Origin of the sequence: Bacillus sp. T2.9-1 (assembly GCF_950097965.1) — a bacterium.
GTDB lineage: Bacteria > Bacillota > Bacilli > Bacillales > Cytobacillaceae > Niallia > Niallia hominis.
In genome coordinates, this window is the sequence record NZ_CATNHG010000035.1 from 52,125 (window position 1) to 77,254 (window position 25,130).

General features: G+C 34.5%; 23 protein-coding genes and 1 riboswitch. All 23 genes read left to right on the top strand.

Translation table 11 applies throughout. The features are described 5' to 3' along the window. The first annotated feature begins 34 nt into the window (after window positions 1-34). The 23 genes from QQZ16_RS03420 (at window position 35) to QQZ16_RS03530 (ending at window position 25,118) form a co-directional block, all read left to right on the top strand. On the top strand, window positions 35-1,513 hold the full coding sequence (locus QQZ16_RS03420; protein WP_235251537.1) for an aminotransferase class V-fold PLP-dependent enzyme: 1,479 nt from the start codon (window positions 35-37) through the stop codon (window positions 1,511-1,513). Between the two features lie 465 nt (window positions 1,514-1,978). Continuing rightward, a complete protein-coding gene (locus QQZ16_RS03425; RefSeq protein WP_235251536.1) occupies window positions 1,979-2,584 on the top strand; it encodes a TetR/AcrR family transcriptional regulator in 606 nt (201 codons plus the stop codon). Beyond that, complete coding sequence (locus QQZ16_RS03430; protein WP_235251535.1) at window positions 2,568-3,830, top strand: MFS transporter; 1,263 nt, start codon at window positions 2,568-2,570, stop codon at window positions 3,828-3,830. Before QQZ16_RS03425 ends, QQZ16_RS03430 begins: the two co-directional genes overlap by 17 nt. A 113-nt stretch (window positions 3,831-3,943) precedes the next feature. Continuing rightward, a riboswitch (TPP riboswitch) is annotated at window positions 3,944-4,042 on the top strand. A gap of 68 nt (window positions 4,043-4,110) precedes the next feature. Continuing rightward, entirely contained in the window at window positions 4,111-4,695 is a 585-nt protein-coding gene (thiT, locus tag QQZ16_RS03435; protein WP_031538646.1) for an energy-coupled thiamine transporter ThiT, read from the top strand. Between the two features lie 168 nt (window positions 4,696-4,863). Next, on the top strand, window positions 4,864-5,289 hold the full coding sequence (locus QQZ16_RS03440; RefSeq protein WP_235251534.1) for a GNAT family N-acetyltransferase: 426 nt from the start codon (window positions 4,864-4,866) through the stop codon (window positions 5,287-5,289). 161 nt (window positions 5,290-5,450) lie between these two features. After that, the gene (locus tag QQZ16_RS03445; protein ID WP_235251533.1) at window positions 5,451-7,163 is read left to right on the top strand and encodes a glycosyl hydrolase family 18 protein; all 1,713 of its coding nucleotides are present in this window, start codon (window positions 5,451-5,453) and stop codon (window positions 7,161-7,163) included. Between the two features lie 524 nt (window positions 7,164-7,687). Then, entirely contained in the window at window positions 7,688-8,101 is a 414-nt protein-coding gene (locus tag QQZ16_RS03450; RefSeq protein ID WP_031538642.1) for a CoA-binding protein, read from the top strand. A 589-nt stretch (window positions 8,102-8,690) separates the two neighbouring features. Further along, a complete protein-coding gene (gene parE / locus QQZ16_RS03455) occupies window positions 8,691-10,670 on the top strand; it encodes a DNA topoisomerase IV subunit B (protein ID WP_284561089.1) in 1,980 nt (659 codons plus the stop codon). Further along, window positions 10,667-13,102, top strand: coding sequence for a DNA topoisomerase IV subunit A (gene parC / locus QQZ16_RS03460; protein ID WP_235251531.1), 2,436 nt, complete (start codon window positions 10,667-10,669; stop codon window positions 13,100-13,102). The genes parE and parC overlap by 4 nt, the downstream gene beginning before the upstream one ends. A 425-nt stretch (window positions 13,103-13,527) precedes the next feature. Continuing rightward, window positions 13,528-14,295 carry a hypothetical protein gene (locus QQZ16_RS03465; RefSeq protein ID WP_235251530.1) on the top strand — a complete coding sequence of 256 codons (768 nt, stop codon included), beginning with the start codon at window positions 13,528-13,530 and terminating at the stop codon, window positions 14,293-14,295. A gap of 90 nt (window positions 14,296-14,385) precedes the next feature. Continuing rightward, the gene (locus QQZ16_RS03470; protein WP_235251529.1) at window positions 14,386-15,450 is read left to right on the top strand and encodes an AbrB family transcriptional regulator; all 1,065 of its coding nucleotides are present in this window, start codon (window positions 14,386-14,388) and stop codon (window positions 15,448-15,450) included. Between the two features lie 96 nt (window positions 15,451-15,546). Further along, a complete protein-coding gene (locus QQZ16_RS03475; RefSeq protein ID WP_031537782.1) occupies window positions 15,547-15,975 on the top strand; it encodes a GNAT family N-acetyltransferase in 429 nt (142 codons plus the stop codon). Between the two features lie 144 nt (window positions 15,976-16,119). Then, window positions 16,120-16,428 carry a hypothetical protein gene (locus QQZ16_RS03480; RefSeq protein WP_284561090.1) on the top strand — a complete coding sequence of 103 codons (309 nt, stop codon included), beginning with the start codon at window positions 16,120-16,122 and terminating at the stop codon, window positions 16,426-16,428. A 55-nt stretch (window positions 16,429-16,483) separates the two neighbouring features. Next, complete coding sequence (locus QQZ16_RS03485) at window positions 16,484-16,819, top strand: HAD family hydrolase (RefSeq protein WP_284561103.1); 336 nt, start codon at window positions 16,484-16,486, stop codon at window positions 16,817-16,819. A 250-nt stretch (window positions 16,820-17,069) separates the two neighbouring features. Continuing rightward, window positions 17,070-17,801, top strand: coding sequence for a class I SAM-dependent DNA methyltransferase (locus QQZ16_RS03490; protein ID WP_284561091.1), 732 nt, complete (start codon window positions 17,070-17,072; stop codon window positions 17,799-17,801). 18 nt (window positions 17,802-17,819) lie between these two features. After that, window positions 17,820-18,461 (top strand): histidine phosphatase family protein, encoded by a 642-nt coding sequence (locus QQZ16_RS03495; RefSeq protein ID WP_284561092.1) that lies wholly within the window; start codon window positions 17,820-17,822, stop codon window positions 18,459-18,461. A 17-nt stretch (window positions 18,462-18,478) separates the two neighbouring features. Beyond that, a complete protein-coding gene (locus tag QQZ16_RS03500) occupies window positions 18,479-19,372 on the top strand; it encodes a GNAT family N-acetyltransferase (protein WP_284561093.1) in 894 nt (297 codons plus the stop codon). A 27-nt stretch (window positions 19,373-19,399) separates the two neighbouring features. Continuing rightward, window positions 19,400-19,927, top strand: a complete 528-nt coding sequence (locus QQZ16_RS03505; protein WP_284561094.1) for an AAA family ATPase — start codon at window positions 19,400-19,402, stop codon at window positions 19,925-19,927. Window positions 19,928-20,020: 93 nt separating this feature from the next. Beyond that, window positions 20,021-20,839 carry a protein phosphatase 2C domain-containing protein gene (locus tag QQZ16_RS03510; protein ID WP_284561095.1) on the top strand — a complete coding sequence of 273 codons (819 nt, stop codon included), beginning with the start codon at window positions 20,021-20,023 and terminating at the stop codon, window positions 20,837-20,839. Window positions 20,840-21,018: 179 nt separating this feature from the next. Continuing rightward, window positions 21,019-22,047, top strand: coding sequence for a glyceraldehyde-3-phosphate dehydrogenase (locus QQZ16_RS03515; protein WP_284561104.1), 1,029 nt, complete (start codon window positions 21,019-21,021; stop codon window positions 22,045-22,047). Between the two features lie 173 nt (window positions 22,048-22,220). Next, window positions 22,221-22,883 carry a DUF975 family protein gene (locus QQZ16_RS03520; protein ID WP_235251522.1) on the top strand — a complete coding sequence of 221 codons (663 nt, stop codon included), beginning with the start codon at window positions 22,221-22,223 and terminating at the stop codon, window positions 22,881-22,883. Window positions 22,884-23,239: 356 nt separating this feature from the next. Beyond that, entirely contained in the window at window positions 23,240-23,956 is a 717-nt protein-coding gene (locus QQZ16_RS03525; RefSeq protein ID WP_031537767.1) for an ABC transporter ATP-binding protein, read from the top strand. Continuing rightward, complete coding sequence (locus QQZ16_RS03530; RefSeq protein ID WP_235251520.1) at window positions 23,946-25,118, top strand: ABC transporter permease; 1,173 nt, start codon at window positions 23,946-23,948, stop codon at window positions 25,116-25,118. The genes QQZ16_RS03525 and QQZ16_RS03530 overlap by 11 nt, the downstream gene beginning before the upstream one ends. Window positions 25,119-25,130 lie beyond the last annotated feature (12 nt).

A 25,130-nucleotide genomic window follows, 5' to 3' on the forward strand; every position in this document is an offset into this window, starting at 1 on the left:
GGTTAAAGAAGGAGAGAGAAAGGGGATTTTTAAATTGATCAGAATTAAAGTTGGTGAGTCTGTATACCAATATCATACTAAATTGGAGCACTATTTTTCAAAAATTAAGCATAATATCATTGGAAATAATTTAACCTTTTCTACACCTTATGGAAATCAAAAGCTGCTCTATGCGGATTGGACAGCAAGTGGCAGATTATATAAGACTATTGAGGATAAGATTACAAAAAACCTTGGCCCGTATGTTGCCAATACACATACTGAATCAAATATAACGGGAACTTATATGACAAAAGCATATGCGGATGCAAAACGAATCATCAAAAAGCATGTTCATGCAGATGAGAATGATATTATATTATTTGATGGCTTTGGTATGACAGGAGTGGTCAACAAACTGCAAAGAATAATGGGTTTAAAGAATACTTGTTTTACTAACGAAAAAATAGCTGTAGTTTTTGTCACACATATGGAACATCATTCTAATTATTTATCCTGGCTTGAGACAAATGCAGAAGTCATCATGATAAAGCCGAATGCAAATGGAGATGTAAATAGAGAGCATTTAGAATCCTTGCTAGAGCAATATAAGGACATACCATTAAAAATAGGGGCATTTACAGCGTGTTCCAATGTTACTGGAAGGAAAACGAATTACCATGAGCTTGCGAAAATTATGCATCAGCATAAAGGTTATTGCTTTGTCGATTTTGCTGCTTCAGCTCCGTATGTAGCAATGAATATGCATCCTGATAATAAAGAGGAACGATTAGATGCTGTTTATTTCTCCCCTCATAAATTCCTGGGAGGTCCTGGAACGAGTGGCGTGCTTGTCATGTCAAGGAATCTCATTTATTCGAATATACCAGATCATCCAGGCGGAGGAACAGTAGATTATACAAATGAATGGGGAGATATTCTTTATAAAAAAGAGGACGAAGAGAGAGAAGATGGTGGAACACCAGGATTTCTACAAGCTATTAAAACAGCATTATGTATTCAATTAAAAGAAGCGATGGGAATAGAAAGAATAGAGAAAAGGGAGAAAGAATTAGTACAGCTAGCAATGACTGAACTTAAAAAAATAAAAAAACTACGAATTCTTGAAGCAGAAAACGAAGATAGATTAGGGATTATCTCCATTATTTGCGAAGATATTCACTATGATTTAGTCGCACAGTTACTGAATGATCGTTTTGGTATTCAAGTAAGAGGTGGTTGTTCATGTGCAGGGCCATATGGGCATTATTTACTATCTATTACAAAAGAACATTCCAAAGAAATAAGTAAAGAAATACAAGAGGGAGATTTTTCGCATAAGCCAGGCTGGGTGCGAATTTCCCTTCATCCAACAATGAGCAATGAGGATATCTATTTTATTGTTGGAGCTATTAAAAAGATAATAAATCATCATGAAGAATGGAAAAAAGATTATATTACTACACCGTCAAATGGTGAGTATCCAGCATTAAGAAAAGGCGAAATCGACTTGAATGACTTGTTCGTGATATAAGTTGCATCAACGAAAGCCTTAAAAAAAGAAGATTGGATAAAAGTATTTCACCCCATGTTAAAACCAAAAAATCACACGAAAGTGATTGTTTGGTTTTTTTATTAGTTTTTAAAAATGCTGTATCATTTTTCCCCTTAGCCGGAATATTCTTCACTATCTGTGTGGCTAAGGAGGCTTGAGTTGCTCCCCTGTGTATCGAGTGTTTGTAGCGTAATAAAACGAATTAGGTTATTATACTTGACTATATTTAAAAAAAGAAATTCTCAGCAGTAGATGAGATGAATGAAGCTTTATTTAAGAGCAACATTAGAGATTCTTCGTCTTTTACAGCTTCTCTATTTCATTTTGTCTCTGTTTAGAGGAGGAGTAAATAGATTGAAAATTTAATAAAAGATTGACTACCAATATTTTCTTTTATATAATATGATTGATTAATCAATCAATTAAAAAGAATGGAGAATTTATATGGCCAAACCACGATCTGAACAAAAGAAAGATGATATTTTTAAGGCAGCGTTAAAATTGTTTTCACATAATGGTTTTAGTAAAACAACTATTAAGGATATTGCTGCAGAAGCTGGTGTTAGTTTTGGAACCGTATTTACTTATTATGAAAACAAGGAGGCTTTGTTTACAGAATGCGTTAATAGACCTCTGCAATTATTTAAAAAGGTTATAAATGAAACCAAGAAAGAACTTACTGATTTAACCGAAGAAAAATTAAAAGATATTATTCGAAAACATCTTGATTTATTTATGGAGTCAGAAAAAGAACTCCGCATTGTCCAATATGTGATTGGACAGCCAGATAGGTTCTCTGAAATTAATGCACTAGACGAATTTGTCGTACTTTTTTTAGGTTATATTCAAGAAATAGTTCATACAGGAATGGAAAAGGGTTTTTTACCAAAAAGTAATCCTGAAGAGGTTGGTTATGGATACCTAGCATTCTTAATGGGGGCAAGGTTAACCTATTCAGATCAAGCCTACCCTATGTTTACGCGTGCATTTACAAATCAAGCTTATCGCTTATTTGGAATGGAAGGGAAACGTGATGATGAAAACATTTAGTCAATTGCATATTTCTCTTCGTATTCGCATGTATTTACAATTTGTTACTTCTATAACATCTAGTGCAATAATCCCTTATATTTCTGTTTATTTTAGTTCATTAATTGGAACTACGATAACCGGAGTAATTGTTATCATAGTCATCTTATCTGGTATAATTGGCGCATTAATAGGTGGCTACTTATCAGACAGAATCGGCAGAAGAAAAATGATGATAATTGCAGAACTAGGGGTAGGTATAACCTATCTTGTCATTGCAGCCTTTAATTCACCATGGATTAATCTTCCATATATTAGCGCTGGTTTATTTATGATTAATTTATTTCTTAATGGCATGTTTTTCCCCGCTTCTACTGCAATGATTCATGATTTAGTATTAGCAGAGCAACGGAAATTTGTTTTTACAGCGATGTACTGGCTAGCTAATTTAGCAACAGCACTTGGAACCATTACAGGGGCTTTTTTCTTTATGGACTATCATTTCTATTTCTTCTTTTCAGTCGGCCTTGTTTCAATTATATCTAGCTTCATTACTTATCTATTTATTAAAGAATCGCTAATGAAAAGGCATGATATAAGGAATGCTCATACATCCAAATCTACAATTTGGTCTAATTATCAATATGTTTGGAAGGACCAAACTTTTATGCTTTATTTACTTTCTTGTTTACTTATCTTTTCTCTTGAGAATCATTTAACGAATTATATCGCCATTCACTTAAGAGATACGATGGAAGATACTATTCTCTTCGGTATCCTTCCTGTTAATGGCATAAATATGGTGGGGATTCTTCATGCGGAAAATACCATATTTGTAGTTTTTTGTGTGGGTATGGTTACTTGGATGATGAAAAAACTATCTGACTATAAGCAATATTTTATTGGCATGTGTTTATTTGTTGTTAGTTATTGTATTCTAACTTATATTTCTTCACCAGTATGGCTTATTATTATCATGCTGTTTATTTCAATAGGTGAATTAATGTATGTTCCGATTAATCAAAGCATCCTTGCAGATTTAGTGAATGAAAATTACCGAAGTTCTTATTTAGCTTTAAATGGATTAATTGGTCAAGGACAAATGATTTTAGCTGGACTAGCCATTACGATAAGCAGTAAGCTATCCGCCTTAACAATGTCTTTAGGATTATTCTCATTTGGGATAGTAGGGTTGTTATTAATGGGTTATGTTGTTAAAAAAGAAACTAATTCTAAAAAGCAAGTGAACATAACAGAAATAATTTAATAAAATTCTACTATTATTTTTGTTGTATACTTTAAAGTTTGAATATTCTTTATTTAAGGAAAAGGCCTATTTAAATGAAAATTTATGCTATAATAACTATAATTTGATAATAAGCAAACCACAAGGGGAGCGTAATGCTGAGAGTGATCAATAGATCTGACCCTTCGAACCTGTTAGTTAATTCTAACGTAGGAATGTGGGAAGAGTTCATATAGTATGCTATATAATTCATTTCGCGCGTTAGTTCTCCTTTTGGTCTGCAAAAAAAGGAGATTTTTTTATGAAAAATATGAGATTAGTTGTCATGATAGAAGTGGCAATCATGGCTGCCATTGCACTTATTCTAGATTTATTGCCATCCATTCCCGTTTTTAACACATCCATTTCTTTTGCAATGGTACCTATTTTTATCGTAGCTTTTCGCTGGGGCTTTAAAGCTAGCACTATTGCAGGTTTCTTATGGGGCGTTTTACAAATAGTTGTCGGTGATCTGCAGGCATTAAGTTTTTGGCAAGTAATTTTAGAATATTTATTTGCTTTTGCATGTATTGGATTTGCTGGATTATTTGCTTCATCTATTCAAAATGCTTTAAAAACGGAACAAAAAGGGTTAGCGACTGGCTTAATTATTTTGGCAGTGGTTGTTGGTGGATTTACTCGCTATATTTGGCATTTCATTGCAGGTGTGACTATTTGGGCGAGCTATGCACCAGAAGGAATGTCACCATTTATCAATTCCTTGATTGTAAACGGTGGTTCATACTTAGGAGCAACAATACTTTGTTCTATAATCCTCGTTCTTTTATTAATTTCAGCACCACGGATTGTGCTTGATAGACCATCAAATGGGATAGCGAAAAAATAAGGTCCGTATTAAGTATCAAAAGGCACTCCTGAGGGAGCGCCTTTTTTGTTGTATAATATTACAAAAAAGAATCTGTTGATGAAAGAAATGCATCGATAATAATGATAGTAAAATGCTTTTCACACTCTTAAACCAGTAAGACTCTACAGGAAAGAAGGTTAAAACAATATGATGATTACGTTAAAAAATGAGATAGAAATTCAAATTCGTTCCTATAAAGAAGCTGACTTTTCGTCGATTCACACCTTAAATGAACAAGAAGCATGGAGCAATCTAGTGAAGAAAAAGGATGATGCAAAAGCTGCTTGGAATCATTCGAATATTGCTTATGTTGCAATCGTTGATGATAAAATAATAGGCTATATTAGAGGAATCACCGATCAATCGATAACTCTATTCATTTGCGAATTACTCATTGACCAAGCTTATAGGGGATTAGGCGTGGGGCAGGAACTCCTATACTATGTACATAGCTTATATCCAACTACTAGAGTAGAAATGCTTGCTTCTAGTACTTCTCAAACCTATTATGAAAACAAAGGTTTTCGCCCTTTTTATGGATTTAGAAAAACGTTTGCTGAATGGAATAGATGATTTTGTATAATACATATAGTTTGATTAGTAGGAAAGGAGAGCCATCTGTTGGATGGTTCTTTTTTTGTCGAATTATATGTTAATATGAAACTAGGAATATTCCCATTACGTCTATTATTCTAGTAACTCGACTTTCCATGAACAACTCCAAGGAGGAACAAATGACAGAAATAAATTATTCGTTTCAGAAAAAACCAACAAATAAAAAAGTAATTGTTGGTCTTATTATAGCGGTTTTAGTAGTAGTTATATCCATTATTTTGCTTTTTCTCTATCCGTTTGGTAATAAGGAGAAAGTGGATTACTTTCAAGGAGAAAATCCAGTTTTATTGAATGGTGAACAAATTGGGAATGCTATTTTTGATAAAGATACAGTATATTTACCATTAAGTATTTGGCAGGAAAAAATAGATGGAAGTATCACATATGATGAAAATAGTAATTCTGTTATTGTGACGACAAAAGATAAAGTTATTCAGTTTCCAACTGATTCTGTTTCTTATTATGTTAATGATAAGAATACAGAGCTTTCCTTTCAGCCTTTAAAAGATGAGGACGGGACAATTTATGTGGCATTAGATCCATTAGCTACGTTTTATCCGATTAAATATACGATTTTAGAAAAAGAACAAGTAGTACTCTTGGAAGAGAATGGGCAAGAAAGAGCGGATGGAACATTTACTTCTAAAAAAGTCAGGCAGGATTTCACCAAATTGCGTTCTGGTGCAACATTATCTGCTCCTTATACGGATGAGTTAGTTCCTGGTGAACAGGTAACGATTGAAAATGAAGTAGAAGATTTCTATTATGTCAGAAAAGAGAATGGAATCGCAGGTTTCGTAAAAAAGAAATACGTGAAAAAAGGAAAATCAGAAGTAGTTCAGGTCGAATTAGAACAGCTTGAACCAAAGCTGAACAAAATCGATGGACCAATTCAATTGACCTGGGAAGCAGTATATTCAAGAAATCCAGACACTTCAAGCATTCCAAAAATGAGCGGAGTAAATGTTGTGTCTCCAACATGGTTTAAGCTTTCTGGAAATGATGGGAATGTATCAAATTTAGGGTCAACAGCCTATGTAGATTGGGCACATAAACAGGGTTATCAAGTATGGGGGTTATTCTCCAATGATTTTGATCCGGATAAAACACATGAAGTTTTAAAGGATTATCAAAAAAGACAGACCGTTATTAGGCAGCTTTTGGTCTACAGTGAAATGTATAAATTAGATGGTCTTAATATCGATATTGAGAATGTTCGCGAAGAAGATGGGAAATATGTAACACAGTTTGTTCGAGAAGCAACGCCCTATTTACATGAGGCAGGCATTACGGTTTCGATGGATATTACCTTTATTGCAGACGGAAATTATTCTGCATTCCTGCAAAGAGACCATTTGGCAGAAATAGTCGATTATCTTATTGTGATGGCATATGATGAACATTGGGCAACAAGTCCGATTTCTGGAAGTGTTGCGAGTTTCCCTTGGGTGGAAGCAAATTTAGAAACCTTACTTGATGTTGTACCAAGTGATAAGCTCGTTTTAGGAGTACCGTTATATGCACGATTGTGGGAGGAGAAAGAAAATGGAGAAGTTTCTTCTAAATCCCTTTCCATGGCAAGTGTGGAGGAATGGTTAAAAGAGCATAATGTTACTCCAACATATGACGAAGTTAGTGGTCAAAACTACGGGGAATATGTTGATAAAGAAACAAAATCAACGTACAAAATTTGGCTAGAGGATGAATTATCCTTGGCGAAAAGAGCTGAATTAGTAGAAAAGTATAATTTAGCTGGTCTTGGAAGCTGGTCGCGGACTTTTGCCAATGAAACAGCTTGGACAGCATTAACGTTAGAGAAGCAGGAGCAATAACAGAAAAAAACCTCTTTCTTAAATTGGAAAGTGGTTTTTTTCATGTCTTTTTATATTTTAAATAACTTCACTATATTTTGTAGTTCATCTGCTAATTGAGCAAGCGCTAAAGAGGAATTGAACTTCTTCAGAAACTTTCTTCATCGTATCGATGGTCGTTTCCGTGTCATTTTGAATGATTTGGATAAGCTTTGCAATATTTTCTGTTGAAGAAGTAGACTCTTCTACGACTTGAACAGGAGAATAATTGATTGTTAAAAGTTGGATGATAGTGAAATAATTATTCTTTTAGGAACTTCTAATCTATTTAAAGAAGGAGTAAAGAAACAGTTAGACAGTTCAACAAGAGCTACCAAAGTTGCATGTTGGTGATGATAATCCAATATTTAATTCATGGATCAAACTTTCAGAAAATAGCAATATTTGCTATTGTATAAGGAAGAAAGCTTTAATGGCATTCTATTGTTTTTTCTTCCTGCTTTTGGGGAAACGTATAAAAAATGATTGGAAAAGGAGCGAATATAATGGCAATTAATAATCCGAGTCGAGAAGAAATTGGTGCTATTCTAAAAAAGGCAAAGAGAATTGCGGTAGTCGGTTTAAGTGATAATCCTTCACGAACCTCTTATATGGTATCTGAAGCAATGAAGAATGCAGGTTATGAAATCATCCCTGTTAATCCTACAGTAGATGAAGTGCTCGGCGTTAAAGCTGTAAAAAAATTAACAGACATTGAAGGACATGTTGATATTGTCAATGTATTTAGAAGATCTGAATATTTGCCAGAGGTTGCAGAAGAGTTTGAAAAAATTGACGCAGATGTTTTTTGGGCACAATTAGGTCTCGTTCATGAAGAAACATTTAATCAATTAAAAGAAAAAGGCTATACAGTGATCATGGATCGCTGTATTAAAGTGGAACATGCAATGACGAAATAGGATATTATATTTAAATGGATATGGGTGAAAAGCAGAATGGTTATAAAAAATCATTCTGTTTTTTTTGTTCCAACATGCAAAGAATACATAAAACATTCCTGTAATTTGATTAAATAAAACGTTATCATACGCTAAAAATGGAAACTGAATTAATAAACTTATTCGTTTTTCCTAAGAATCTGTGTTAACATAATATAGATAAATAGAGGGAAACCTTTTAAAAAAATACTTTTGCTTTTTTGATGATTGGTATAATATTGGTTTTGCCGGGAAAAAATCGAAAGATAAAATGAAAAAAATGAACGTGAAAAATGAGATTATGTGCTACAATACGATGTAAGAACAATTGTTCTGTTTTGGAATTAGTATCAACAACTGTTTATTAAAAATTCAATAAATTTGAAAGCGAAAAAGAAGGTGGAAAGAGAAGCCTTCTTTTAAGGTCGTCTAATAAAGAAAAGTAGTTCTTCCATTAAATTTTAATATTTAAGAGGATAATTCATTTTTTAGACGAATACATAAACAATTGTTCGACATGATACATAGAAAGATAATATGTCGGATTTGTAGAAGTGAAAGGGGTATGTCAGTGGCAAAGAATCAGCAAGCATTCGAATATAATGATGATGCCATTCAAGTGTTAGAAGGATTAGAAGCTGTAAGGAAGCGTCCTGGGATGTATATAGGGAGTACAGATTCTAGAGGTTTGCATCATCTTGTATATGAAATTGTAGATAACGCAGTCGATGAAGCACTGGCTGGATTTGGAGATACGATTATTGTAAAAATCCATCGTGACAATTCCATAAGTGTGAAGGATAAAGGACGTGGAATGCCAACTGGAATGCATAAGATTGGAAAGCCAACACCTGAAGTTATCTTTACCATTCTTCATGCTGGAGGAAAATTTGGACAAGGTGGTTATAAAACAAGTGGTGGCCTGCATGGTGTAGGCGCATCTGTAGTTAACGCGTTATCAGAATGGGTTGTTGTAAATATTAAGCGTGATGGTTTTGTTTATGAACAGCGTTTTGAAAATGGTGGTAAACCTGTTTCGACACTTGAAAGAATCGGGAAAACAAACCAAACTGGAACAACGATTCACTTTAAGCCAGATCCAGCGATTTTTTCCACAACAACGTACAATTATGAAACACTTTGTGAGCGATTAAGAGAATCTGCCTTTTTGTTAAAAGGACTGCGAATTGAAATTATTGATGAAAGAAACAATAAACAAAGTGTTTTCCATTATGAAAATGGGATTGAAGCATTTGTAGAATATTTAAATGAAGAGAAAGATTCTCTTCATCCAGTTGTTAGCCTAGAGGGAGAGAGCAATGGAATTGAAGTAGAATATGCCTTTCAATTCAACGATGGTTATTCCGAAAATGTTCTGTCATTTGTGAATAATGTTCGTACAAAAGACGGCGGTACCCATGAAGCTGGCGCGAAAACAGCGATGACACGTATGTTTAATGAATATGCTCGAAAAGTCAGCCTCCTAAAAGAAAAAGACAAAAACTTAGATGGTTCTGATATTCGGGAAGGGCTGTCTGCGATTGTGTCTGTTCGTGTACCAGAAGATTTACTACAATTCGAGGGACAAACAAAGGGTAAATTAGGCACAAGTGAAGCAAGATCAGCTGTAGATGCGGTCGTATCTGAACACCTAGCCTATTTCTTTGAAGAAAATCCTGAAGTAAGTTCTCTTTTGATTAAAAAGTCTATTAAAGCAGCACAAGCAAGAGAAGCAGCTCGAAAAGCGCGAGAAGAAGCAAGAAGCGGCAAAAAGCGTAAGCGTGGCGAAGCGGTTCTTTCTGGTAAGCTCACACCTGCGCAATCAAAAAATCCACAGAAAAATGAACTTTATTTAGTGGAAGGGGATTCAGCTGGTGGATCTGCGAAGCAAGGAAGAGACCGTCGTTTCCAAGCGGTACTGCCTCTTCGTGGGAAAGTTATCAATACAGAAAAAGCAAAGCTAGCAGATATTTTTAAAAATGAAGAGATTAATACGATCATCCATGCTATCGGTGCAGGGGTTGGAGCGGACTTTAAGGTAGAGGATGCTAACTATGATAAAGTCATTATCATGACGGATGCAGATACCGATGGAGCTCATATTCAAGTACTTCTGTTAACGTTTTTCTATCGCTATATGAAACCACTAGTTGAAGCTGGGAAGGTATATATCGCTTTACCACCTTTATACAAGGTAAGCAAAGGTTCTGGAAAAAAAGAAGTCATCGAATATTCATGGAGTGATGATGACCTGCAAGATGCGATTAAGAAAATCGGTAAAGGCTATATCCTGCAACGTTATAAAGGTCTAGGCGAGATGAATGCAGATCAACTGTGGGAAACAACAATGAATCCAGAAACAAGAACGTTAATCCGGGTGAAAATTGATGATCTTGCACGGGCTGAGCGTCGTGTAACAACATTAATGGGAGATAAAGTAGAGCCACGTAGAAAATGGATTGAATCAAATGTTGCCTTCGGATTAGAAGATGAAGGGAACATTTTAGAAAATGAAAATATTACGGTTGCAGAGGAGGGAAGTCCATCATGAGTTCATTAGAACAATATCGTGATCTACCCTTAGAAGATGTTATCGGTGACCGTTTTGGACGGTATAGTAAATACATCATTCAAGAGCGGGCACTTCCTGATGCGAGGGATGGGTTGAAGCCTGTACAGCGCCGTATCCTTTATGCCATGCATGTAGAAGGTAATACACATGATAAACATTTTCGGAAATCAGCCAAAACAGTCGGTAACGTAATTGGTAACTATCATCCACATGGAGATTCTTCTGTCTATGACGCCATGGTGCGGATGAGTCAAGAATGGAAGGTTCGAAATGTCTTAATTGAAATGCATGGAAATAACGGAAGCATTGACGGTGATCCGCCAGCAGCAATGCGTTATACAGAGGCAAGGCTATCTGCTATTTCAGCTGAATTACTGCGTGATATTGAAAAAAGAACCGTTGATTTCATCCCAAACTTTGATGATACATCCAACGAACCGACCGTTCTGCCTGCAAAATTCCCAAACCTATTAGTGAATGGTTCAACAGGTATCTCGGCTGGATATGCAACAGATATACCACCCCATCACTTAGGGGAAGTAATTGATGGTGTGATTGAGCGAATGGATTCGCCAAATTGTACGGTTGAAGACATCATGAAGCACATTAAAGGACCGGACTTTCCAACAGGCGGTATTATCCAAGGAGTAGAAGGCATTAAAAAAGCCTATGAAACTGGAAAAGGGAAAATTATTGTCCGCGGGAAAACGGAAATTGAAACATTACGAGGCGGCAAACAGCAAATCGTTATTACGGAGGTTCCTTATGAGTTAAATAAGAGCAATCTCGTTAAAAAAATTGATGAATTGCGATTAGATCGAAAAGTAGAAGGAATTGCAGAGGTTAGAGATGAAACCGATCGAACAGGCTTGCGTATTGTCATTGAGCTGAAGAAAGAAGTAGATGCAAACGGGATTTTAAATTTCTTATTTAAAAACACCGATTTGCAGATCACTTATAGCTTTAATATGGTTGCCATTCATAACAAACGTCCGAAACTAATGGGCATCATTGCTTTATTAGATGCCTATATTGAACATCAAAAGGAAACAATTAAACGACGTACAGAATTTGACTTACAAAAAGCCAAGGATCGTCAACATATTGTTGATGGTTTAATTAAGGCGCTATCGATATTGGATGAAGTAATCGCAACGATTCGTGCATCTAAAGATAAACGAGATGCGAAAAGTAACTTAATCGCTGCTTATCAATTTACGGAGCCACAAGCAGAAGCAATCGTTTCATTACAGCTATATCGTTTAACGAATACAGATATAACTGCATTAGAAGCAGAGGCTGCAGAATTAGCAGAAAAAATTGAAGAGTGGACCGCAATTCTAGCAAGTGAAAAGAAATTGCTTTCTGTTATTAAAAAGGAACTAAAAGACGTAAAAAAACGCTTTATTAGTGAAAGACGCACATTGATTCAAGATGAAATTGAGGAAATCAAAATTAATCTTGAAGTATTAGTGGCGAGTGAAGATGTGATTGTAACTGTCACAAAGGATGGGTATATTAAACGAACAAGTCAACGTTCTTACGCAGCAAGCAATGGCCAGGATTTCGGAATGAAGGATACGGATAGAATTCTTTCTAAAATTGATGTGAACACAACAGAAGTAGTATTATTATTCACAGATAAAGGAAACTATTTATATTTACCTGTTCATGAATTACCGGATATACGCTGGAAGGATCTAGGACAGCATGTTTCTAATATTATTCCAATTGACCGAGACGAATCAATTATAAATGCTATGCCAATTAAGGATTTTGAACAATCTCAATATCTGCTTTTCTTTACGAAAAATGGAATGGCTAAGAAATCAGAATTGATTAATTATAGAGCACAACGCTATTCAAAACCGCTAGTAGCCATTAATCTTAAAGGTGATGATAAAGTAGTTGATGTTCACCTTACTAATGGCAAAAAAGAAGTGTTAATTGCCACACATATAGGTTATTCTTTACGATTCCATGAAGAAGAAATCAATATAGTTGGAGCAAGAGCAGCAGGTGTCAAAGGTATTAATCTAAAAGACAACGATTATGTGGTAGCTGGAAAGGTAATTACAAATCCGCAAACAGAAAGTATCGTGATTATTACACAGCGTGGTTCTATCAAGAAAATGAAGCTTTCTGAATTTGAATTCTCTGGAAGAGCAAAACGTGGGTTAATTATGCTTCGTGAATTAAAAGCAAACCCACATCGAATTGTTGGTATGGCTGTTGTCAAAGCAAAAGATACAGTTTACATACAAACAGAAAAAGGGGAGATAGAATCTGTGAAAATTGCAGAGCTCCGCTTTAATGATCGCTATTCGAATGGCTCCTTTGTTATCGATGAAACAGAGGCAGGAAAGATTATCGAATTGTGGGAAGAAAAAGCTAGTCAAGAGGAAGCATAATTAATAAAAGAGATTCCCAATTTGCAAAGTGTCTTTGCGATTGGGAGTCTTTTTTTGTTTGGTGTATTGGCATTCATTTGTTGAAATACTTGTATTATAGAGCGGGAGCGATTATGAGATATATAGTAAGTGATGAAAGCTAGAATTTGTTGGGAAGGATACGGTAAGAATGATGTTCAACAGGGAAATCAAAACCACTTTCGGTAAGAGCTAAGGGAAAAATGGTGTTCATCAAAGGAATGAAAACCACTTTTAACTAGGGTTAAGCGAAAAATAGCGTTCCTGCCTCTCCATCCAAAACCAATACACATATCCAGCATCAAAAAATCAACTATCCGTTATTTTTTAAAAATTCTTTTCCTTACTTACATGATTTTTCCAAAAAAGGACATGCTAAAATTATTATGATGTTAGGAGGTTTTAGCATGAGAAGGGAATTACTTGTTGCTTTGAGTGCTTTCTTTTTAATGACTTTAACTGCTATTACTGGTGTTTATGCAATGGAGAAGGATGAGAAGACCTATAAACTTATCCTAGAAGAAAAAACAGATATTACAAGTGATGGGCAAGAAGAAATGATTCAATTAAAGGGAGATGCTTCAGATCAACCTGAAAATAGTAATTTTTTTAAGGAATTATTTCTTGATGTTTCTATTCAAAAAGATAAGACTGCAACGTTAGCCGTTGAAGGTGGCTTTGATCCTAAATTACATATAATGGATATAAATGATGATCACCATAAAGAATTATTGCTATCTGTATCTGCGAATGAAAGAGGAACAGAGAAGAGTTTTTATTTCTTTCAGTTGCAAGGAAATAAATTAGTAGAATTGCAAAAACCAGAGTTAGCATCAGTAGAAAGCCAGTTTAAGGATGCATATAAAGCAGAATTAAAGATAAATAAAGAAAAAATGTATATTTTTGATTTATATGATCGCAGACATCATTATGAAAAGCTTGGCCTTTACCATAAAGGAAGATTAAATGAACCGACCGAGTTAATCTTATCTCCATTTTCTGAGTTAAAGGTAACTAGACTAAATAATCAAACTGCTATCAAGGGAAAACAACGGATAAGTGGATTAGCTGCTGTTGATACCATTGGCTACTTGGAAACTTGGTGGACTTGGAATAAGCAAGAATGGGTGCTGCAAAAAGTAAAAGTAAAGGAAATAAGCTATAAAGGCAACTAATGATTATCAAAAAATGAAAGTAGTCCTTCATTTTAAGGGAAAATAAGTAGTATAATGAGAGTACTTATTTTTATAGAAGGGATCGAAATCATGTCATTACTTTTATTATGTTTAAGTGCTGTACTTGGAGGATGGGTGTTTCAAGTATGCCAACTTCCCCTTGCTTGGCTACTTGGCCCCATGTTCAGTACGATTCTTTATGTTCGACTTGCCAAAAATTCTCCTAAATTACCTTTCTCTTTTCGAGATATCGGGCTCCTTGTGATTGGATACCTCATTGGAAAGCAATTCACGAAACAGACATTAGTAGAAATGGGTAGTCATTTACCATCGATGCTTTTAATGACTGTTATCATGATTGCTTTTAGTTTAATCCTTGCGTTTATCACTTCGAAGTTAACACACAGCAATTTAAAATCAACTGTTGCAGGTAGTATTCCTGGTGGTTTATCCCAAATGATTGCCATCAGTTCTGAAATTAAAGGAATTGATTTAACTGTTGTAACAGTTATTCAAATAAGCCGTATCTTATCCGTTATCATTCTCGTTCCACTCCTTGTTTATAGCCCGATTTTATATGGAAATCAAGCAACTTCATCAGTAGCTACTACAACAGGCAGTGTAAGCTATCATTGGATGATTTTTCTGCTCCTCTTCTGTTGCTATCTTATCGCAAGCTTAGTGAAAAAGTGGAAGTTTCCAGCACCGTTTATGATTGGTCCGATGCTTTTTATTGCGACGATATCCATTGCTGGGTTAGATGTGCCAGCAATTCCGACTACTTTAGTCTGTGTTGCCCAAACGTTAATAGGCATTCATCTTGGATTACAAATTAAATTCGGAAATATCGAAAATAAGGCAAAGTTTTTAAGTGTTGTCACTGTCACTTCCACTCTACTTGTTCTATTTTCTTTATTACTTGGTTATATTTTAATAAGCATAGACAGCGATATCTCCTTATTAACTGCATTTATTGGGTTAGCGCCAGGAGGAATGGCGGAAATGGCAGTACTAGGACAATCTGTTCATGCTAACTTGCCGATTATTACAACCTATCAGTTATTCCGTTTATTATTTATCTTGTTTTGTGTGCCAATTATGATGAAATGGGGATTTCAACATGCAGAAAAGCGTTTAGAGGAGCGAAAAGGATAAGTGAATTATCGGTATTTCTTTTTGTATAGCAAATAATTTATTTCATGGATTGAAAAAGCTTTTATCTGTCAAATGTATCATGAGGGGGAAAGGGGAATGGAGATAAGAGAAGCAACTTTAAATGATATAAAGGAATTAGCTGTATTGATGGATCAACTTGGCTATACGACTACCGTTGAGCAAATGAGGATTCGATTACATGCTATTGAAGCTAGTCCCAATCATTATACTTTAGTAGCTTGCTATGAAATGAAAGTGGTTGGGATGATCGGATTTCATACAGATATTCTATACAATAAAGATGGTATTTATGCTAGAGTCATTGCCTTCGTAGTAGGCGCTAATTATCGAAACAAAGGGATTGGAAAGCTATTATTAAATGAAGTGGAAAGTTTTGCGAAAAAAATCGGCGCAGTTGGAATCGGTTTAAATAGCGGAAATCGTAAAGAAAGAGCAAATGCACACCAATTTTATAGAAAAATGGGATATAAAGCTGAGAGCACAGGATTTTCGAAACCTTTGTGATAGTTCTCACCAGATTTAAAATTGTAATATTTGAATTTGTTGTTTTTCTAAAATTAGATAAGAATATTTGCGTTTGAAGTAAACGGAATACTAGTAATTGTTGCGGGAAGTTAGTATCCTATTATTTTATCAAGGAGTTTGTCTATGATAATAAATAAACCGTTACGCGGGATATTATTTGATCTTGGCTGGACAATTTTTCGTCCTTATACTGGTGATTGGAAAATAACTGCAAAAGCTTTAGAATTTATAAATATAGAATTACTTCATTCCATACCAAAGGAAAAGCTTCATATAGCATTTTTAAAAGCAAATGAATGTTTAAAACCGGAAATATACAAAAAGGAAGTGGAGGAACTTGAAAGATATATAAATTTTTATAAAATAATTGGTAAAATGCTACCTGAAATTAAATTATCTGAGCAACATGCAGAAATAATTGCTTGTGATTAGTATATAACGATGCCAATTATGTTATCTATGGAGATGCCAAAAAGACAATGGAAGGATTGAAAAAAAATATAAAATTGGCGTTATATCAGATACAGATCCATCTATTGTGAGAGTCTTAAAAAACGCAGGTTTATATGAATATTTTGATCAACTGACATTTAATTTCGAACTTGGCGTAAACAAACCATGTTCATTGATATTTGAGCATGCACTTCAGGGAATGAATCTACCTGCAAAAGAAACAGTATTCCTCGATGATTATGAAAAAAACTTGGATAGTGCTGCAAATCTTGGGATACAGTCCATCTTAATTCTTTCAAAACCAAACCTCCAAGAAAGTTCAAAATATCCTAGCATCAATAAGTTATCCGACTTATTGTTATTATTATAAAATCATAGCATATATTTCCCTTTATTTATCATTATTTCAAACGGAACAAGAATCCTATTTTATTTTTATAAGAATAAGACGAATCCTTTTCAATGGTATAAAATAGGATAGAAACATGTAGATCTTTCAAAGGTTATCAGAATAAATTAAAAGGCATACACAATGATGGTCTTCATTTCGGTGAAGAAGGATATGATATTTTAGTAGATTTGATTGTAAAAAAAATTCGCGAAATTTGGTAGGTGGATATATGGCATATAAAGGTTCTTCTGTATACGATAATGTGCAATTTTTTGAAAATTACCGATCTAGAAGAAATCATGATTCGAGTCCCAATAACAGTATAGAAAGGCCGATTTTTTATGAGCTATTGGAAGAAATGAAAGGAAAGTCTATTCTAGATTTAGGGTGTGGAGATGCAAACTTTGGACTCGAGCTTTTAGGGAAAGGTGCAGAAAGCTATATTGGAGTGGAAGGCTCCAAGCGAATGTTTGACGAAGCTTCCCGGCATGTAAATGGAACAACTGCTTCGGTTTATCATTCTAAGCTGGAAGATTGGGATTTTATGAATAGCAAGGTCGATATAGTTGTATCCCGTTTAGTATTTCATTATATAAAAGATTTACATACGATTTTTCACGGTATCTATAATCAGTTAAAGGAAGATGGGAAATTTGTCTTCAGTGTTCAACACCCACTATTGCTTTCTACAATTGAGAGCGCCGATTCCTCGAAAAAAAGAACGAATTGGATTGTGGATGATTATTTTTCAATGGGAGAAAGAACAGAGCCATGGATAGGAGAAGATGTAGTTAAGTATCATCGGACAATCGAAGAATATTTTCGGCTGTTAAAGGAAGCAGGCTTTAAAGTAACAGATTTACGGGAAGGTATGCCAAAGCAAGAGAACTTTGAGCAAAAAGAAGATTTTGAAAGACGGAAGAGAATTCCGCTTTTCTTGATTTTATCCTGTGAAAAATAAAAAGAAAGGATGTTTGAAATGGATAACGAATTGAGATTATATTTTATAAGACATGGAGAGACCCAATATAATATTGAGAAAAGGATGCAAGGATTTTGTGATTCTCCCTTAACGGAAAATGGGATACTGCAAGCGAAATCTGTAGGAGCTGGTTTAGTAGATATTTCCTTTGTAGCTGCTTATGCAAGTGATAGTCAGCGAGTTTTAGATACTGCTAAATATGCATTAGGTACGAGAAAAATTCAATTAACAAAAGATGTACGATTAAAGGAAATGAATTTTGGTATGTTTGAAGCAATGCTACAGGCAGACATTATATCGGAGCATGGTGATATTCTGGATAGACTCTTTTCCTTTAAAGATGTGGAAAGTAAAGTGCAAGATGGAGAATCTTTTACTGATTTAATAAATCGAACAAAAGCTGCAGTTGATGATATCATAGCTGCACATAAAGATACTGGTGGAAATATAGCAGTCTTCTCACATGGTGTCACTATTGGCTTTTTGATGAAGTCCCTCTTAAATAGTGAAGGATTCCCCCATCATGACAATTGCTGTGTATCGGTTATCCTTGTGAAAGATGGACAAATGATAGTAGAAAAAGTAGCAGATGCGTCTTTCCGAGATAGTGGAAAGGTATCTTTAAGCATAGAAAAATAATAAAAGAGAGAAAGTAAATGAGCCCCTATTCAATAATATCGAATTATAAAGAAAACATACAATATAAAAAGAGTTTTATAGAATTAGCTAAACAAGTTTTTCAAATCGACTTTTCCAGATGGGATCAGCTTGGTTGCTGGAATGATGACTATATTTGTTATTCCTTTTTAGATGGTGAAAAAGTGATAGCCAATGTTTCGATTAATAAAATGGATATCATCCTTCATAAAAAAGCGTATAAGGCACTTCAGCTTGGTACTGTCATGACACATCCAGACTACCGGAATAGAGGATTATCGGCTAAATTAATCAATCATATTATTTCGAAATATGAACACCAGTATGATTTTATCTATTTATTTGCTAATTCATCTGTTCTTGATTTTTATCCGAAATTTGGATTTGGTAGGTTGCAGGAAAGGAGCTTTCATATGGACTTGACTGTTGATTTCCATATAAAAGAAGAGAATCCCTCCATTATTCGAAAGTTAGATGTAAATAATAGCGAGGACTTTTGTCTCATGAAAAGACTTGCTGATAAGCGGGCTCCTGTTTCTACCATTTGTGGAGTACAACAGAATACTCATTTGCTATTCTTTTATTTAATCGAAGTTTTTCATGAAATCACTTATTATTTTGAAAAAGAAGATGTTATTGTTATTTATGAAAAAATAGAGGATGAATTACATATATATGATGTGATTAGTGCATCTATTGTAAATATGGAAGCTCTTCTCTCCTCTCTTTTTACGGAAACGATGAATAAAGTGATATTTCATTTTATACCAGATGATTTAAAAAGCAAAGGAAATTATATAGTTGCAGAGAGTTCAGATGTTTTATTTATTCGACATGCGAGAAAGATTGAAAACCTTGAACCAATCCTTTTTCCACTTACCTCTCATGCATAATAATCGGCTATCATAGGGAGGTGTTGAATGGTGAAAACTGCTCCAGCTAAAGTTCATATCATTGGTTCTGTTGGTAGTGGAAAAACAACATTAGCGAAGGAATTATCAACGAAACTAGAAATTCCATATTATGAACTCGATAATGTCGTTTGGATGCGAAAGGAAAATGGAGATAGCAGAAGAACCGAAGAGGAACGAGAGAAATTATTACATAGGATTGTCCAAACAGATAAATGGATTATCGAAGGAGTTCATCATGACGAATGGGTAAAGAACAGTTTCCAACAAGCGGATATCATTATTTTCTTGGATACTAATTATTATATTCGTACCTATCGCATTATGAAAAGATTTATTAAGCAAAAGGTAGGCATTGAAAAAGCACATTATCAGCCTTCCTTTAAGATTTTCTTTAAAATGTTTCAATGGAATAAACACTTTGAAGAAGTGGGCAAGCCTGATTTTTTAAAAAAATATCAAGAGTATCAGGGAAAGGTTTTCGTGGTTAAGAGTAAAAAAGTTGCATATCAAAAATTTTTTCGAAAGGGTTATTGATTCTTTCAAGGAGACATTAGATTTTCTATCCATTTTTATCATAGGGGGAATGGGAAATGGCTATATGTTGCTTTATATGTGAGGAAGAACTATATGGAATATAAATGGGTAGGTAGTGACAAACATTTTGTGGATGAGATTAACATTCTTCAGCTAAAAAATAATCTAGTATTAGGCAGATTTGGAGGAAATTCTTCTGTAGGTCAATACAAAAATGAAGATGGCTGCTTAATCTGGATAAACGAACAAGATGATTGGGAATTAGCGACCCTTTTAGATGCACATGATACAGCACAAAGCGCAGATTTAGTGATAAAAAGCATGGATGAAAAAAAAGAGGAGATAAAAACAATTCTACAATTGCCACTAAATAAAGTATTCCCACAAATTACTACTTTTTTCTTAAACCATTTCGCCAGCAAGGAATTTCTAGCGCAATGCAAAATGATTAAAGGAGAAACTGCATGTTTAATCGTTGTGCGAAAAAAAAACTATTTATGGTGGTTATCAATTGGCGACTGCATACTCGCATTAAATCATCCAGAGTTTTCAAAATTGGGAGAATACCAGCAAAATCATCGAAGCTTCTATGAATGGATTGGACAAAATAGTACCTTTCATCAAGATGTGCCCACTTATAATCTAGGTGTGAAAGAATTGAGAAAAGGAATAACACATATCTTCCTTACCACTGATGGACTAATTGAATGCCCCAATACGGATTATCATAAGATAGGATCTATTTTTAAAGGATTTGAAACATTTTCTAATCAAGAGAGTGTCTATTATTTGTTAAAAGACATCAAAAATAAAAATATTCGTGATAGCACTACTATTATATCTTGGTTTGTTCGAAATACCAAAGAAGCTACAACACCGAGTGATTTAGGCTTTAGCCGAGAATCCTCGTGACTTCAATCGTGCGTTGTTGACTAAAGAGATAGTAATGTTTATCTACTCTTAAAACCAAATAAGAAAGAATGATACATCTTATTTTAATAAATAAGATGTATTTTACTTTATGTGTGTTATACTTATTAAAGATTAAGGATTATTAGTATAACATATTTAAAAAAGGAGCGGATTATATGATAATATCAGTAGCAATTAATGGCTTTGGGAGAATCGGAAGAATGGTGCTTAGGAATGCTATTAATGATGAAAATATACATATTACTGCTATTAATGCCAGTTATCCTTCTGAAACGATAGCACATTTAACAAAGTATGACACAATTCATGGGAAATTCCCTGGAAAAGTAGTAGCTAAGGATCATTCGATTCTAATAGATGGTCAAGAGATTCTATTAGTAAATAATCGCAATCCAGAAAGATTACCTTGGCGTGAACTGGATATTGATATCGTTGTAGAAGCTACGGGGAAATTTAACAATAGAGATAAAGCAGCAATGCATTTACATGCCGGCGCGAAAAAAGTAGTGCTTACAGCTCCTGGGGTAAATGCTGATGCAACCATCGTAATGGGAGTGAATGAAGAGGTATTAAATATGGATAAACACCATATTATTTCGAATGCCTCCTGTACAACCAATTGTTTAGGGCCAATTGCTAAGGTTATAGATAAACATTTTACGATAAAGAATGGATTAATGACAACGATTCATTCCTTTACAAATGATCAAAACAATATAGATAATCCACATAATGATTTACGGCGTGCAAGATCATGTGGGCAAAATATTATTCCAACTTCGACAGGTGCTGCAAAGGCTTTGAAAGAGATTCTTCCACACTTAGAAGGGAAACTCCATGGAATGGCATTAAGAGTGCCAACACAGAATGTCTCTTTAGTAGATTTAGTCGTTGATTTAGAAAAAAATGTGACGAGAGAATCAGTTAATCGAGCCTTTGAGAAGGAATCAACGGGGAATTTGAAAGGTATTCTTGCTATTACGGAGGAGCCTTTAGTTTCTATTGATTTTAATACAACGACCGAATCTGCAACTATTGATGCTTTATCGACAATGGTTATCGGCCACAATAAAGTGAAAATACTAGCATGGTATGACAATGAATGGGGCTATTCAAATCGAGTGGTAGATTTAGTCAAGCTTATCGGAAGCAAAATGGTTATGAAAATGGATAGTCAAGCTGTATAAATGAAAGAAAAAAAGATAGATGCAGAAAGGTAATGTACCTAACTGCATCTATCTTTTTTATTCTCTTGCTAAGCATAGCCTTTTTCCTTTTCATAAATGGGAATATTACGCATATTTATATTTAGGAATGACAGGAGGATGGTTTCATTAATTTGGAATAAGGAGGAATAGAAATGAAAATAAAACAAATTAAAACAGAAGCAAGGCAAGCTCTGAGAGGATATTGGGGAAAAGGTGTCTTCATATCTTTCATTTATTTCTTTGTTAGTATGGTTCTCACAACAATCGTTGATATTTTATTTAGTGGTGGGATACATAATTGGCTTTATCAGGAATACTCTCCTGTCGGCTCTGAATTTGGAAATTTTATCATCTCTCTTTTGTATATTCCTTTAACTGTAGGCATTATTTGGTTTTATCTTGGCTTAGTACGTACTGAAAATCCACAAGTTTCTCAAATTTTTAGCATTTATACAAATGTTGCACTATCTGTGAAGCTGATTGGCACAAATATCATGATTGGCATTTTTACCTTTTTATGGTCCTTATTGTTCCTTATTCCTGGAATTATTAAAGGGTTAGCTTATTCCCAAACGATGTTACTGTTAAAGGATAATCCAGAGTTTGGAATCTTTGAAGCAATTACTGAAAGTAGAAGAAGAATGGATGGATACAAGTGGAAGTACTTTTTGTTAGGTCTAAGCTTTATTGGCTGGGGACTACTTTGTATCCTTTCCATCGGAATTGGCTTTCTTTGGTTAGTTCCTTACGTATATACTGCTAATGCTACTTTCTATGAGAATCATATTGCAGAAAAAGAAGTAATAGAACTTTAGATTGTTTTTCTATAAACGATTATGGAAATAGAAAAACTTCATTTCTATGGAAGAACTGAGCAGTCTGAATACACAAAAACTCCTGTAGGATCAGCGAGAAAGGTGAGACCCCACAGGCAAAGCCCATAGCCCATGGAAAATGAGTGTATTCAGACCGCGGGTAATAACAACGGACTTTTTTATATAATTCTTTCCAAACACGAACTATTGCATAATATTATTGTATAACCATTCCACTTTATTACTATTGGCAAGTTGTATCTATATGGGAAAAAATACATCTTTCTTATTCAATATAGAAACTTTTTCCTCTTTTCACTCGTATGTACTTGTAACAAGAGAGGGAGGGTGTGGACATGTCTCTTTTACGTGTAGCGATAGAATCAGCTGGCTATGAAAAAAAGAAAGACATCATCAAAGACATTCATTTCGCAATTGAAAAAGGGGAGTTGGTTGGCTTAATAGGACCAAACGGGGCTGGTAAAAGCACAACGATAAAAAGTCTGCTTGGTTTAATGGACCAATTAGATGGAGAGATTTCATCCAAAGATGGTATCACTTATTCTTATTTACCAGAAAGGCCGATTTTTTATGATGAATTAACTTTATGGGAACATCTTGATTTTGTTGCGGCAATGGAAGGTTTAGAAGAACTAGCTTATAAGGAAAAGGCAAATACGTTATTGGATAAGTACAAGCTATCTAAACATGCACATGAAAACCCAACGAAATATTCAAAAGGTATGCAGCAAAAAGCAATGCTCGTTCTTGCGATGATAACGAATCCTTTATTATATATTATTGATGAACCATTTATGGGACTTGATCCAAATGCGATGAAGCTTTTCCTAGGATCGATTGAAGCGGAACGAAAGCGTGGCGCTGGAATCCTGATGTCTACACATGTATTAGATACAGCAGAAAAGATATGCGATCGATTTCTTATGATTCATGATGGACACCTCGTTGCCAAAGGCACGCTAGAGGATATACGAAGACAGTGCCAATTGCCAGATGGCTCCTTGTATGATTGCTTTCATGTGCTAGCGGAAGGTACTAAGAATGAAAAGTAGGCAGCTATTTTATGATCGTGTAATAAGAAATTGGAAGTTTCAAAGTCAGGTTTTTCGTTCTGTGGCTGATTGGACGGTAGTCTTATATATTCTTATTCCTGCAGTTATTTTTTGTACAGCAGTATATTTTTCATGGTGGAAGGAATTACCTGAATGGCTTGATAACATTCCTTTTATCATCCCGTTTTTCTTCCTTTACCTTCTTTCATGGAGCGGAAATATACGGACCTTTATTGTGGAAGCGGACAAAGTATTTTTGGTGAAAAAGCCTGAATTGCTAAGTGGCTTAAAAAGAAGGGCTTATCTTTATTCTTTTCTTCAACAATTGCTTGTCATATGTGCAGGGTTTAGTTGTCTTCTACCTTTTTTGCTTAATTATTATTTGTTAAGCTGGCAGGAGATTATCGTCTTATTTGTTTATTTTCGTTCTTTACAAGCGTGCCTCCTATTTCTGAAATATCCAATCAGAAAAGTTGTCTCTACTTTTCGAAAAAGTATCATCACACTTTGTTTGTTTCTGGTTTTTAATTGGTGCAGTCAATGGATGTATCGTATTATAGATAGTGGTTATCATCTTCCAGTTTATGTTATTTCTATTTCAGTACTTATTTTGTCGATTCTATTAAGTCTGAAAGCGATAGGGAAAAAAGGTTCACTCGACATACATATTGAAATGGAGCAAGAAAGAAAATCGAGTATTACTCAATTTATCTTTATGGCTTCGCCGCAAATAGAAAAGCCAGTGGTGATAAGAAGAAAAAAACCATTACTTTTCCGGAACTCCAAACGAATTTTTAAAAAGCGTACTCCAATTAATGGCTTGATCGAATTGTTTATTAAAATTGTGGTTCGAAATTCAAGTTATTTATATGGCTATTTTATGTTAATCAATAGTACAACATGGGCTATTATTCTCGTCCCACCCTTGTGGCTAAAATTAACAATTTTTACCGCTTTTTGCTTTATGATGTATGGATGGCTTTTTTCTCTATGGGATAAAGTCTGTCAGTATAATCCATTAATGAATAAATATATGGATCGTGATTTTTATTTTTCAGCAAGGAAAAGAGGCGTATGGATTATGCTCGTTCTAGCTTTATTAGTCATCATCTTATTTTATACAATTGTTTGGTTGTTAAAGGAAATGATTGGTATTGTCTAAAATATAAAAAGG